Consider the following 13,393-nt stretch of genomic DNA (forward strand, 5'->3'; position numbering starts at 1 on the left):
TCGCACACTCCCCACCACCCCCACGGGGACCGGGCCGCGCCTGACAGACTGGTCCTCATGCGCATTGTGGTTCTGGCCGGCGGTATCGGTGGTGCTCGTTTCCTGCGTGGCCTCAAACAGGCCGCCCCTGACGCGGACATCACGGTGATCGGCAACACCGGCGACGACATCCATCTGTTCGGGCTGAAGGTCTGCCCCGACCTGGACACCGTGATGTACACCCTCGGCGGTGGCATCAACGAGGAGCAGGGCTGGGGGCGTACGGACGAGAGTTTCCAGGTCAAGGAAGAACTCGCGGCGTACGGCGTGGGACCCGAGTGGTTCGGGCTCGGCGACCGTGACTTCGCGACCCACATCGTCCGTACGCAGATGCTCGGCGCGGGCTATCCGCTCAGCGCGGTCACCGAGGCGCTCTGTGCGCGCTGGAAGCCGGGGGTCCGGCTGATCCCGATGTCCGACGACCGCGTGGAGACGCATGTGGCCGTCGACGTCGACGGCGAGAGCAGGGCCGTCCACTTCCAGGAGTACTGGGTGAAGCTGCGCGCCTCCGTCACGGCGCAGGCGATCGTGCCGGTCGGCGCCGAGCAGGCCAAGCCCGCCCCGGGAGTGCTCGAAGCCATCGCCGAGGCCGACGTCATCGTCTTCCCGCCGTCCAATCCCGTCGTCTCGGTGGGCACCATCCTGGCCGTGCCCGGTATCCGGGAAGCGATCGCCGAGGCCGGGGTGCCGGTCGTCGGACTCTCCCCCATCGTCGGCGACGCACCCGTGCGCGGCATGGCCGACAAGGTCCTGGCCGCGGTCGGCGTCGAAGCGACGGCCGCGGCCGTCGCACAGCACTACGGCTCCGGGCTGCTCGACGGCTGGCTCGTCGACACCGTGGACGCCGGGTCCGTGGCCGAGGTCGAGGCGGCCGGGATCCGCTGCCGCGCAGTGCCGCTGATGATGACGGACGTGGACGCGACCGCCGAGATGGCACGGCAGGCGCTGACGCTCGCCGAGGAGGTACGGGCGTGAACCGCGGACCTGACGAGGCACCCTCGTACCGCGTGTGGGCGCTGCCCGGGATGCCCCAGGTGCGGCCGGGTGACGACATCGCCAAGCTGATCGCCACCACGGACCCGGGGCTCGTGGACGGCGACGTCCTGCTCGTCACCTCGAAGATCGTCTCCAAGGCGGAGGGCCGGATCGTCGAGGCAGCCGACCGCGAGGCGGCCATCGACGCCGAGACCGTCCGCGTGGTCGCCCGGCGCGGAACGCTGCGGATCGTGGAGAACCGGCAGGGCCTCGTCATGGCCGCGGCCGGGGTCGACGCGTCCAACACCCCCACCGGCACCGTACTGCTGCTCCCCGAGGACCCGGACGCTTCCGCACGGGCGATCCGGGACGGGCTGCGCGACACGCTCGGCGTCGAGGTCGGGGTCGTCGTCACGGACACCTTCGGGCGCCCCTGGCGCAACGGCCTGACGGATGTCGCGATCGGGGCGGCCGGGGTCAGGGTGCTGGACGACCTGCGGGGCGGCACGGACGCGTACGGCAATCCCCTGAGCGCGACCGTGGTCGCCACGGCCGACGAGCTGGCCTCGGCCGGTGACCTGGTGAAGGGCAAGGCGTCGGGGCTGCCGGTCGCGGTGGTGCGCGGGCTGGCCCATGTGACGGCCACGGCGGACGCCGGGGGCGGTGCCCGGGCCATGGTGCGCGTCGCGGCCGACGACATGTTCCGGCTGGGAACGTCCGAAGCGGTACGGGAGGCTCTGCATCTGCGGCGCACGGTGCGGGAGTTCACGGACGAGCCGGTGGACCCGGGAGCCGTGCGGCGTGCGGTGGCGGCGGCGGTGACGGCTCCGGCCCCGCACCACACGACGCCGTGGCGGTTCGTCCTGCTGGAGTCGGCGGACTCACGGACCCGGCTGCTCGACGCGATGCGCGACGCGTGGATCGAGGACCTGCGCCGGGACGGGCGGAGCGAGGAGTCGATCGCCAAGCGGGTGCGGCGGGGTGACGTCCTGCGCAACGCGCCGTATCTGGCGGTTCCGTGCCTGGTGATGGACGGCTCGCACACCTACGGGGACGAACGAAGGGATGCCGCGGAGCGCGAGATGTTCGTGGTCGCGGCCGGTGCGGGCGTCCAGAACTTCCTGGTGGCTCTCGCCGGTGAGCGGCTCGGCTCGGCATGGGTGTCATCGACGATGTTCTGCCGGGACGTGGTGCGCGAGGTGCTGGATCTTCCGGACTCATGGGATCCGCTGGGCGCGGTGGCCGTGGGGCACGCGGCGGGTGCGCCGCGCGAGCGGGGCGCGCGCGGTGTGGAGGAGTTCGTCGCGGTGCGGTGAGGCGGGCGGGCTTCCCCCCACCCGGCCCCGGCCCTCACAGGCGGGCGATGTCGCCCGGCGTCATGCGCGGGGCACGGCGGGCCGGGGTGTGGCCCGACAGCATGATCAGTCGTGTCGCCCGGTGACGCTGGCCCTCGTACGGGGCCAGGAGGGCCAGCATCTCCTCGTCGTCGGCGTTCCTGTTGCCCGCCAGGGCATGGCCGACGATGCCCGGGAGGTGGAAGTCGCCGACCGTGACCGCGTCGGCCGCGCCGTTCGAGCGCTGCAGGGTCTCCGCCGCGGTCCAGGGGCCGATGCCCGGGATCAGCTCCAGACGGGCCATGGCCTCGGGAAGCTCCATGGCAGCCGCTTCCTCCATCCTGCGGGCCACCCGGACGGCCCGCAGGATCGTCGACGAGCGCTTGTCGTCGACGCCCGCGCGGTGCCATTCCCAGGACGGGATCAGGGACCAGGTCCTGGCGTCCGGCACGACGTACAGGCCGTGGGCGCCGAACAGCCCGTCCTGGGGGCCGGGCGCCGGGGTGCCGAACCGGCGCACCAGCAGGCGCCAGGCGCGGTAGGCCTCGTCGGTGGTGACCTTCTGTTCCAGGATCGACGGAATCAGGGACTCCATCACCAGACCGGTGCGCAGCAGGCGCAGACCGGGCCGGCTGCGGTGCGTCGCGGCGACCAGCCGGTGGCGGGGGCGGAAGGCATCCGGGTCGTCATCGTCGCCGAGCAGCGCCGGCAACCGGTCCAGGAGCCACTGCGCGCCGGGGCCCCAGGCCGCCGCCTCGATCCTGCCGTCCCGGGCAGCCGTGACCCGGAGGGTACCGGGACCGGCCGGTGTGCGAGTGGCCCGCCAGAACGATCCGTCGGACAGGGCCCGGTACGTGGGGTCCACGGGGCCCCGCCGCAGAGGGCTCAGGACCAGCCGCAGATCGAGCGGACCCGGCGGGGTCCAGGTCCGGTCCAGGGGCGGGGCGGACGGGACCGTCGCCGCCGGCACCTGCTGGGGCACGGCGGTGGTGCGGGGTACGAAGCGTCCTGCCACGGATGAGGTCCTCGGTCGTCGGTTGCTTTCGAGGGTACGGCCGACGGAACGGAACCTACTCGTCGGACGAGAAACGCACCGAGGCGTCCGGAAGGACGGCTCCGCACCAGATGCGGACCCCGTCGCGCAGTTCGTTGTCGGCACCGACCTGTGCGCCGTCCCCGATCACGGCGCCGGCGAGCACCGTACGGCTGCCGATCCTCGCGCCCGCCCCGACCAGCGAGTCGGTGATCACGGCCCCGGGTTCGACGACCGCGTCCGCCAGGACGGTGGAGCCCGAGATCCTCGCGCCCGCGCCGATCAGCGCGCCTTCGCCGATGACGGTACCGCCGGTGAGTTTGGCGTCGGGCGCCACGGATGCCGTGGGCAGCACCAGGCGGTCTCCGCAGCGGCCGGGAACCGCCGGGGACGGCGCGCGGCCCAGGACCAGGTCGGCGGAGCCGCGTACGAACGCCTGCGGGGTGCCGAGGTCCAGCCAGTACGTGGAGTCGACCATGCCCTGGAGGTGGGCACCGGAGGCGAGGAGCCCGGGGAAGGTCTCGCGTTCCACCGAGACGGGCCGACCGGCCGGGATGGTGTCGATGACCGACCTGCGGAAGATGTACGCCCCCGCGTTGATCTGGTCGGTGACGATCTCTTCGGGTGTCTGAGGCTTCTCGAGGAAGGCCGTCACCCTGCCCGTGGCGTCCGTCGGTACGAGACCGAAGGCGCGCGGGTCCTCCACCCTCGTGAGGTGCAGGGAGACGTCCGCTCCCGACGTGGCGTGCGACGTGACCAGGGCCCGGATGTCGAGACCGGTGAGGATGTCCCCGTTGAAGATGAGGACGGGCTCGTCCGGGCCGGAGGCCAGCCGCGACGCCACGTTGCGGATGGCTCCGCCCGTACCGAGCGGCTCGTGCTCGGTGACGTACTCGATGGAGAGGCCGAGCGACGAACCGTCACCGAAGTACGGTTCGAACACCTCCGCCAGGTAGGACGTCGCGAGCACGATGTGCTCCACCCCCGCTGCCCGTGCACGCGCCAGCTGGTGCGTGAGGAACGGGACGCCCGCCGCCGGAACCATCGGCTTGGGGGTGTGCACCGTGAGCGGACGCAGCCGGGTGCCCTTGCCCCCTACCAGGAGGATCGCTTCTCTTGCCTCTGTCACAGCACCGTCTCTGCTTCCTGCTGGGGCCGGGCCTCGTATCGGCTGGCCAGTGTATGCAGACCGTTCGGAGCTCTCCCGGTCAGCGGCCCTGCAGGTTGGCCGAACTGGTCCGGGCCGTGCCGAGCTTCTTGTAGAGACGGCTCCCGGGGCATTCGGTTGCGAACCCGTCGCGGTGACCGGAGATGACGTTGAGCTTGGCCTTCGCACCCTTCTTGTACTTGCCGCTGCCGCCCGAGACGAGCGTGACCTTCGCCTTCGGGTTACGGCCGAACAGGCCGAGTTTCCAGGCGGTGAGCTTGGCGATCGCGGTCACGGAGGCGGCGGGCGGATTCTTCGAGCTGTACGTCCCGAGTACCGCGATGCCCATGCTGTTGGTGTTGAAACCGAGGGTGTGTGCCCCGAGGACGGCCTTCGTCACGCCTCCCGCGCGTCCTTCGTAGATGTTTCCGCACTTGTCGACGGCGAAGTTGTAGCCGAAGTCGCGCCAGCCACTGCTCTTGACGTGGTAGCGGTAAATACTGCGCAGGACCGAGGGCGCCTGGGCACAGGTGTAGTTGTTGCCCGTGGCGCTGTGGTGGATGAAGGCGGCCTTGACGGTCGTCGTGTACGCGAAGTTGCGCTCCCGCAGGCTCTCGTCCGCACCCCAACCCTTGCGCGTGACGATGCGGGGGCGTGGTCCCACGAACGGCTTGGCGCCCGCTGCCACGACGGCCTGTTCCTCGGACTCGGCCTTGCTGAGGGCGGGGATCTCGGTGGCGCCGAGCGGGGCGAGGTCGGCGTTCACGGCGGAACTCTCGGCTGCCGCCACGGTGAGGGCGCCGGTGGCCGGGAGCCCACCGGGCTGGGGGGACGTGACGGGCGTGGCGGTGCCCGGGGTGCCGGCGGTGGACGGCCGCTGGGGGTCGTCGCCCGGGTCGACGAGTTCCACCCGCAGCCCCTCGGGGAGCGGCGTCGTCCGGCCGGCCCGGTTCTGCGCGGCCTCGGCACGTACGCGTACCTCGACACCGTTCGAGTCGCCGACCCAGAGCGGGGCCGTGGAACCGCGGACCGTGCCGGATTCGCGCTCGGCGCTCCCGGTATCGGCTCCGTGGTCGGCGTTGTGCGTCTCGAGGTCCTGCCATCCGCTCCAGCGCGTGGTGGCGGTCGAGCGGGTGCGGACCTGGACGGTTCCGTGGAGTTCGGCGTCGGCGTCGTCCCAGACCACGCCGACGAGCGAGAAGCGGTGGGCGGTGTGCCGGCCCAGACCCTGGGCCGAGTCGGGGGACAGTGACCTGGAGTCGGTGGGTTCACCGGTGGCCCGTGAGGTCTCGCCGGTGAGCGGTCGCAGGGGCAGGGACTGCGTCGAACCCGACGGTTCGGCAGCGGTCGCCCCGGCCGCCTGGGCGACCGGGGCAGAAGCGGGTGCGGCGGGCGCGGGCGCGGCGAGCGGCAGGGTGAGTGCCGCCGCGCAGGTCACGCCGATGGAGGTTGCAAGAAGTGCATGCATACAGGAAATCCTGGACAGAACCGGCATCTCCGGCTACTGGAGGGTCCCCGCCCCCACTTGACGGACCGTCTGCCGATCCGGTGTACGCGGCACCCGTCGCGCCCCGCCCCGTCCGTACCGGCCGCGTACTCTTGCGCGGATGAACGCCAGCGATCGCACCCCCGCCGACCTGCTGCGATCCGCGCTCGCCGCGGACCCGGCCCGCCCCCTGGTCACCTTCTACGACGACGCAACCGGAGAGCGCGTCGAACTGTCGGTGGCCACCTTCGCCAATTGGGTGGCCAAGACCGCCAATCTGCTGCAGGGAGACCTGGCCGCCGAACCGGGTGACCGGCTGGCGCTGCTGCTCCCCGCCCACTGGCAGTCCGCGGTCTGGCTGCTCGCGTGCTCGTCGGTCGGCGTCGTCGCCGATGTCCAGGGCGACCCCGCGGCCGCCGATCTCGTCGTCAGCGGACCGGACACGCTGGACCGTGCGCGCGCCTGCCGCGGCGAGCGGGTCGCACTGGCACTGCGCCCCCTCGGCGGCCGTTTCCCGCAGCCGCCCGAAGGCTTCGCGGACTACGCGGTGGAGGTGCCGGGCCAGGGCGACCGCTTCGCCCCGTACGCACCCGTGGACCCCGCCGCGCCCGCCCTGGCCGTGGACGGCGTCGAACTGACGGCGGACCGGCTCGTCGCACGGGCCCGCGAGGACGCCGCGGAACTGGGCCTCACTCCGGGGTCGCGCCTGCTGACGGGGCGTTCGTACGACACCTGGGGAGGACTCTCCGCCGGTCTCTTCGCCCCACTGGCCGCCGGGGGCTCCGTGGTCCTGTGCCGCCACCTCGGCCGGCTGGACGAGGACGGACTGGCCAAGCGCGTCGAGAGCGAGCGGGTCACGAGCACCGCGGTATGACAAGCGCTCCGTGGGCCACCCGTCCGGCCCACGGCGGGCCGAGCCCTCGGGACTGAGCACCGGCTGCGGTACATGATCGGGCGGTACAGACCACTCCGTCTGAATGCACAACCAAGCGTGAGGTTCAGCCGTCTACTCCTGCGACCGGCGGCTCATCGCGCCGCCGAACGTGAAGGATGGACACAGACGTGACCGACAGCTCCGGACCCCCTGCCGACCCGGACCGCCCGGACCGCCCGGACTCCTCGGCCGAGGAAGGGTCGCAGGACGATTCCGGGGCAACCTCGCAGGACGGCCCACCCGCCCCGGGCGGCAACGACGGGGACGACAAGAGCGACGGCGACGGTGGCGACGGGTTCCGGACCTGGGCGGACCGGCCCAAGAGCGGAGTCGCCGGGCACCGGCGGCACTGGCTCCGCTGGACTGCTCTCGCCGCCTCGTTCCTCGTGCTGGTCGCAGCCGGGGTGGGCTGGTGGCTGTACAAGAAGCTCGACGGCAACATCACGACCGACACGGGCGCCGCCGCCGAGCTCAAGGCGTACGACAAGGAGCGCCCCACCGCGATCGCGATGGACGCGCAGAACATCCTGCTCATCGGGTCCGACACCCGGTCGGGCGACAACCGCAAGTACGGCCGGGACGACGGCGGCAGCCAGCGCTCGGACACCACGATCCTCCTGCACCTCGCGGCCGACCGCAGGAGCGCCACCGCGGTGTCCATCCCGCGTGACCTCATGGTCGAGATCCCGAGCTGCCACCCCGAGGGCGGCAAGGCCACCAGGAAGCAGTTCGCCCAGTTCAACTGGGCCTTCGAGCTCGGTGGAACGGCCTGCACGATCCGCACCGTCGAGAACATGACGGGCATTCGGGTCGACCACCACATGGTCATCGACTTCAGCGGCTTCAAGGACATGGTCGACGCCGTGGACGGTGTCGAGGTCTGCCTCAAGGAGCCGGTCAAGGACGACGACGCCCATCTCGAGCTCCCCGCGGGACGGCAGAAGCTCGACGGCGAGCAGGCGCTGGGGTACGTACGGGCCCGTAAGTCGATCGGCGACGGCAGCGACACCGAGCGGATGGACCGCCAGCAGAAGTTCCTCGGGGCCCTCGTGAACAAGATGCAGAGCAACGGCGTCCTGCTCAACCCGACGAGGCTGTACCCGGTGCTGGACGCGGCGACGAAGTCGCTCACCACCGACCCGGGGCTGGACTCGCTCAGGGACCTGTACGACCTGGTGCGCGGGATGCGGAACGTACCCACGGAGAAGGTGCAGTTCCTGACCGTGCCCCGGCAGCCCTACCGCGCGGACCGGAACCGGGACGAGCTCGTCCAGCCGGACGCCGACCGGCTGTTCGAGCAGTTGCGCAAGGACGAGCCCGTCGCCGTGGTCCCCGCCGACGAGAAGAATGCGGGGGATTCACAGCCGACTCACAGTTCCGAGGAGGACCCCTCCGACGAAAAGCCCGGCGGTACGGACGGGAGTCCGAGCCCCGCCCCCACCTATTCGGGATCGAATGCTGCGGACGACCCGTGCGACCAGTAAAGCAATGGCCAAGCAATGGGCGGCAATCGGAGTGGAATAGGCAGAATGCCCGGTTATCAGCGGGGTGGAATATGTCACGCACGTCGTCCATGGCCGAATCGGCCGGATAGTGTGACGCGATCCGGCGCCGTCGGCCCCAAGGCCGCGCACCGCTGGAGCGACAGACCGAGCGCCCTGTCGGGGGAGGCGCCTCGCGTGGCACCGACGGAGGATTCAGGAAACCGTGGACGCGCATAGCCGTGGGCGGGCGGATGAAATGGACGCCGCCGACCAGTGGGTGCTCAACCCGCAGACCGGCAATTACGAATTGCGACTGAACCACTCCGGAACAGAGTCGTCCGGCACGTCCCGCACGACGGACCACTACGGCTCCGACCGCAGGAACGAGCCCCTCCGCGAGGTACCCGAGCAGCGGAACCGCCGCTCCGCACGGAGCGGACACACTCAGGAGCAGCCGCCGGTGCCGGCCGGGCGCCGTAAGCGCACGACCCCGAAGGCGCGGCGGAAGAAGGCCCTGCTGTGGACCGGCGGCGTGCTGGCGTTCGTGATCGTCGCCGGATCGGCGGGTGCGTACGCCCTCTACCAGAAGTTCGACGGCAACCTCGACACCGTCGACGTCGGTGACGCCGGCAGCAAGAGCGTCGCCGCCGACGGGCCGCTCAACATTCTGATCATCGGCACGGACAAGCGCACCGGCAGCGGCAACGAGGGCTACGGCGACAAGGGCAGCACCGGCCACGCCGACACCAACATCCTCTTCCACGTCTCCGCGGACCGCACCAACGCCACGGCGGTGAGCATCCCCCGGGACCTGATGACGACCATCCCGGAGTGCACCACCAAGCAGCCGGACGGTTCGGAGAAGGTCGTACCCGGCTCGCGGAACGTCCGGTTCAACGTCAGCCTCGGCCAGGAAGGGCGCGACCCGGGCTGCACGATGCGTACGGTCAAGAAGATCACCGGCCTCTCCGTCGACCACTTCATGATGGTCGACTTCAATGCGGTCAAGGAGCTCTCCACGGCCGTCGGCGGGGTCAAGGTCTGCCTGGCCAAGGCGGTCAAGGACCCCGACTCGCACCTCGATCTGCCGGCCGGTGAGTCCACCGTCGAGGGCGAGCAGGCACTGGCCTTCGTCCGCACCCGGCACAGCTTCGGCAATCAGAGCGACCTCGACCGGATCAAGGTGCAGCAGCAGTTCATCGGCTCGATGATCCGGCAGATGAAATCCGACGACACGCTGACGAGCCCCACCAAGCTCTACGGCCTCGCGGACGCGGCGACCAAGGCGCTCACGGTCGACTCCGGCATCGGGTCGATCAAGAAGCTGACGTCGCTCGCGCAGGAACTCGGCAGGATCGACACCCAGAACATCACCTTCGTCACGCTGCCGGTGATCGACAACCCGGCCGAGCCGACGCCCATCACCGTGGTCGTGGAACCGCAGAAGTCGGAGCAGCTCTTCGCGATGATGCGCTCCGACACCTCCCTGACCGAGGTGAAGCAGAAGGAGACGGCGGCCAGGAGCAAGCAGGAAGCGGTGCTCAAGGGCGCCGAGGCCGATCCGGCCGACATACGTGTCGACGTCCTCAACGGCGGCAGCATCGCCGGTGCGGCGGACGCGACGGTCACCTGGCTGCAGGCCGAGCAGGGTGTGCCGGAGGCCACGAACAGGGCGAACGCCCCGGCGAAGATCGACACGACGACACTGGCGTACGCGCCCGACCAGGCGGACCAGGCCCGCGCCCTCGCGGCGATCATGGGGCTGCCCGCCACGGCGCTCAAGCAGGGAACGGCCGACGCCGAAAACCTTCAGGCGATGGTGCTGACCCTGGGAGCCGACTTCAAGGGTGCGGGGGTACCCGTCACCGGCCCGGCCAAGGCACCGGAAGACATGCAGAAGGCCAGCGCCGACAAGGCAGAGTGCGCGAAGTGACGACCGGTCGTCGCGCCACAGCGAAAGTCTGAGCAGCAGGGGGGTCCTGGTGGGACGGAGCAGCACGCCTGGGGACGGGACGCGGTCGCGCGTCCGGCACGAGGGCCCGGTCGACGGTGTCCTCGGTGGCGGAGGCACGGCGGACGGCGGGGCAAGGGACGGTCGCGGCCGGCGGGAAGGTTCTGCCCCGCCGGAGGGCGGGCACCGCCAGGGCGGGCCGAGCCGCCGCTCCAAACGGTCCGCCAAACGCGGCAAACGGCGCGTACTGCGCTGGGTCGCGTCCGTTCTCGCCCTGCTGATACTCGGCACCGGGGGGGCCGGCTACCTCTATTACAAGCACCTCAACGGCAACATCAAGAAAGAGGACCTGACCCTCGGCGACAAGGACATGGCCGACCACAAGGCCAACGCCGCCGGACAGACCCCGCTGAACATCCTGATCATCGGGTCCGACGCCCGGGACTCCAAGGCGAACCAGAAGCTCGGCGGCGCCAAGAAGACCTTCGGGGGCACGCCGCTCGCCGACGTACAGATGCTGCTGCACCTCTCCGCGGACCGCAGCAACATCTCGGTCGTGAGCATGCCGCGCGACACCATGCTGAAGATGCCCAAGTGCACCGACCCGAAGACCGACAAGGTGTATCCGGCCAGCACAAGGCCCGTCCAGACGAACGAGAGCCTCGGCCGCGGCGGGCCCGGGTGCACGGTGGCCGCCTGGTACGAGCTCACCGGCATCACGATCGACCACTTCATGATGATCGACTTCGCGGGCGTGGTCTCGATGGCCGACGCGATCGGCGGCGTCCCGGTCTGTGTCAACGCCAACATCTACTCGCACAGCAGCGACGGCACGGGCTCCGGGCTGAAGCTGGAGAAGGGCACCACCGCCGTCAAGGGCAAGCAGGCCCTGCAGTGGCTGCGCACCCGCTACGGCTTCGAGGACAACACCGACCTCGGCCGCGCCAAGGCCCAGCACCAGTACCTGAACTCGATGGTGCGCGAGCTGCGCAAGGGCACCAAGCTCACCGACCCCGGAAAGCTGATGGGCCTCGCCGAGGCGGCCACCACCGCACTCACGGTCGACAAGGGCCTGGACACGGTCAAGAAGCTGTACGACCTGGCGGAGGAGCTCAAGAAGGCTCCGACCGACCGCATCACCATGACGACCATGCCGAACGTGTACGGAACGGGCAATCTCAGCGGCCGGGTGTTCCCCAAGGCCGGCGAGGCCGAGCAGGTGTTCCGGATGGTCCGCGAGGACATCCCGCTGGACGGCAAGGCGTCCAAGCGCAAGACACCCGTCACCAAGGACGTCGCCGCGCCCCTCGCCGAGATCCCGGTCAGCGTGCGCAACGCGACCAGCACGGACGGTCTCGGTCCGGCCCAGGGCCGTGCGACCGCGGTCAAGGACCTCCTCACGGACGCGGGCTTCGCCAAGGCCTCGATCGACTCGCAGAACGTCGAGGCGGCCGGCCGGACCGGCATCGTCTACCCCAGCGCGGACATGGAGGGCGACGCCCAGGCGGTCGCCAAGGCGCTCGGGATCCCGGTGTCCCAGGTGCAGAAGTCGACCAGTGTCTCGGGCATCGTGCTGGCCGTGGGTGCGGACTGGCGCGAGGACGGGGCGTACCCGGCCAAGGCCGTCGACGAGAAGACGCCGGAGTCGGCGGGTGCCCTTCGCGCGGACGAGTCCGCGTGCATGAACGTCAACCCGAACTACACCTTCTGACGTCCGTACGAGGAAGGGGCCCCGCCGAGTGGCGGGGCCCCTTCCTGCGTACGGCTGTCAGGCCGTCTGTTCCCGGACCGCCGGGCGGCGGCTCGCGATGACCTTCTTGGCGAGCGACCGCGGGCTGGTCAGGAAGCCGTATCCCCACGACATGTGCATGGTGGCCAGCGCCACCGGGATCTGCGCCCGCGCCTTGAGCGGCAGGCCCTTGCCGGCGGGCAGCGAGCCGGCGACGATCGCCGCGACGTACCCGGCCGGCACGACGAACGCCCACGGGGTGACCGCGGCACCGACGACGATGCCGGCCGCGATCGCGCATACGGCGGTCGGCGGGGCCAGATAGCGCAGGTTGATCGAGCCGGCGTGGTAGCGGGCCACGACGTGGCGCCAGCGGCCGTACTCCTTGTACTGCTTGGAGAGGGCGCGGATGCTGGGCCGGGGGCGGTACTGGACCTTGAGCTCCGGCGAGAACCAGATCTGACCGCCGGCCTCGCGGATGCGGAAGTTCAGCTCCCAGTCCTGGGCGCGGATGAACTCCACGTTGTAGCCGTCGGCCCGCTCCAGCGCCTCGCGGCGGAAGACCCCCAGGTACACGGTCTCGGCGGGGCCCGCCTGGCCACCGGTGTGGAAGGCCGCGTTGCCGACGCCGATCTTCGACGTCATCGCGGCGGCGACGGCGTCCTCCCAGGCGTTCTCGCCCTCGGCGTGCATGATGCCGCCGACGTTCTGCGCGCCGGTCTCCTCCAGGAGGCGGACCGCGGTCGCGATGTAGTTCGGGGAGAGCATGCCGTGGCCGTCGACCCGTACCACGATCGGGTGACGTGAGGCCTTGATCGCGGCGTTCAGCGCGGCGGGGGTGCGGCCGGTCGGGTTCGGCACGGTGTGGACCCGGGAGTCCTCCCGTACCAGCTCAGCGGCGATCTCGTCCGTGCGGTCGGTCGAGGGACCGAGGGCGATCACCACCTCCATCTCACCGGCGTACTCCTGCTCCAGGATGTGCCGGACCGAGTTCCTGAGATGGCGTTCCTCATTGAGCACCGGCATGATCACGGAGACGGCGGGGTACTGCGCGGCAGACATGTGGTCCTCAGGGGTCCTCGGGGGTGCCGGGGGTGCCGGGGGCTCTCGCACCCCGGGACGCGGCGTGATTCGGCCGCCACGTTACCGCGAACGGGGGACACCGGCGCGCGCCGCCGGGTCTCCTCCCGGTCTGCAGATCGTATGGGCCTACCGTGCGAAAGTCCCACTCGCACCGCGGAGGTGTCCCCCGTGCCCACGCCGCACCGATCGCCCCGTCCA

The 13,393-nt window shown here is 70.9% G+C and carries 10 protein-coding genes; 6 read left to right on the forward strand and 4 right to left on the reverse strand.

The window, feature by feature from the left end:
• Positions 1-57: 57 nt before the first annotated feature.
• Positions 58-1,014 (forward strand): 2-phospho-L-lactate transferase, encoded by a 957-nt coding sequence (cofD, locus tag ABZS61_RS09260; RefSeq protein WP_356417546.1) that lies wholly within the window; start codon positions 58-60, stop codon positions 1,012-1,014.
• Complete coding sequence (locus tag ABZS61_RS09265; RefSeq protein ID WP_356417547.1) at positions 1,011-2,330, forward strand: coenzyme F420-0:L-glutamate ligase; 1,320 nt, start codon at positions 1,011-1,013, stop codon at positions 2,328-2,330. The genes cofD and ABZS61_RS09265 overlap by 4 nt, the downstream gene beginning before the upstream one ends.
• 34 nt (positions 2,331-2,364) lie before the next feature.
• On the opposite strand, the gene ABZS61_RS09270 is transcribed toward ABZS61_RS09265, so the two are convergent.
• The 3 genes from ABZS61_RS09270 to ABZS61_RS09280 all read right to left on the reverse strand — a co-directional run bounded on the left by ABZS61_RS09270 (position 2,365) and on the right by ABZS61_RS09280 (position 5,996).
• Positions 2,365-3,363, reverse strand: a complete 999-nt coding sequence (locus ABZS61_RS09270; RefSeq protein ID WP_356417548.1) for a DNA-3-methyladenine glycosylase 2 family protein — start codon at positions 3,361-3,363, stop codon at positions 2,365-2,367.
• A 55-nt stretch (positions 3,364-3,418) separates the two neighbouring features.
• Positions 3,419-4,510 (reverse strand): NDP-sugar synthase, encoded by a 1,092-nt coding sequence (locus ABZS61_RS09275; protein WP_356417549.1) that lies wholly within the window; start codon positions 4,508-4,510, stop codon positions 3,419-3,421.
• Positions 4,511-4,589: 79 nt separating this feature from the next.
• Positions 4,590-5,996: an N-acetylmuramoyl-L-alanine amidase gene (locus ABZS61_RS09280; protein ID WP_356417550.1), complete on the reverse strand. Its 1,407-nt coding sequence runs from the start codon at positions 5,994-5,996 to the stop codon at positions 4,590-4,592.
• Between the two features lie 139 nt (positions 5,997-6,135).
• Between ABZS61_RS09280 and ABZS61_RS09285 the strand changes: the two genes are divergently transcribed.
• The 4 genes from ABZS61_RS09285 (at position 6,136) to ABZS61_RS09300 (ending at position 12,094) form a co-directional block, all read left to right on the forward strand.
• On the forward strand, positions 6,136-6,888 hold the full coding sequence (locus tag ABZS61_RS09285; protein ID WP_356417551.1) for a TIGR03089 family protein: 753 nt from the start codon (positions 6,136-6,138) through the stop codon (positions 6,886-6,888).
• Between the two features lie 188 nt (positions 6,889-7,076).
• Positions 7,077-8,432 (forward strand): LCP family protein, encoded by a 1,356-nt coding sequence (locus tag ABZS61_RS09290; protein ID WP_356417552.1) that lies wholly within the window; start codon positions 7,077-7,079, stop codon positions 8,430-8,432.
• 223 nt (positions 8,433-8,655) lie between these two features.
• Positions 8,656-10,365 (forward strand): LCP family protein, encoded by a 1,710-nt coding sequence (locus ABZS61_RS09295; protein ID WP_356417553.1) that lies wholly within the window; start codon positions 8,656-8,658, stop codon positions 10,363-10,365.
• Between the two features lie 49 nt (positions 10,366-10,414).
• Positions 10,415-12,094: an LCP family protein gene (locus ABZS61_RS09300; protein WP_356417554.1), complete on the forward strand. Its 1,680-nt coding sequence runs from the start codon at positions 10,415-10,417 to the stop codon at positions 12,092-12,094.
• Positions 12,095-12,151: 57 nt separating this feature from the next.
• Here ABZS61_RS09300 and ABZS61_RS09305 read toward each other — a convergent pair whose 3' ends face one another.
• Positions 12,152-13,174, reverse strand: coding sequence for a glycosyltransferase family 2 protein (locus ABZS61_RS09305; protein ID WP_356417555.1), 1,023 nt, complete (start codon positions 13,172-13,174; stop codon positions 12,152-12,154).
• Positions 13,175-13,393: the final 219 nt, after the last annotated feature.

Origin of the sequence: Streptomyces sp. NPDC005566 (assembly GCF_040605575.1) — a bacterium.
In the GTDB taxonomy this organism is placed as follows: Bacteria; Actinomycetota; Actinomycetes; order Streptomycetales; family Streptomycetaceae; genus Streptomyces.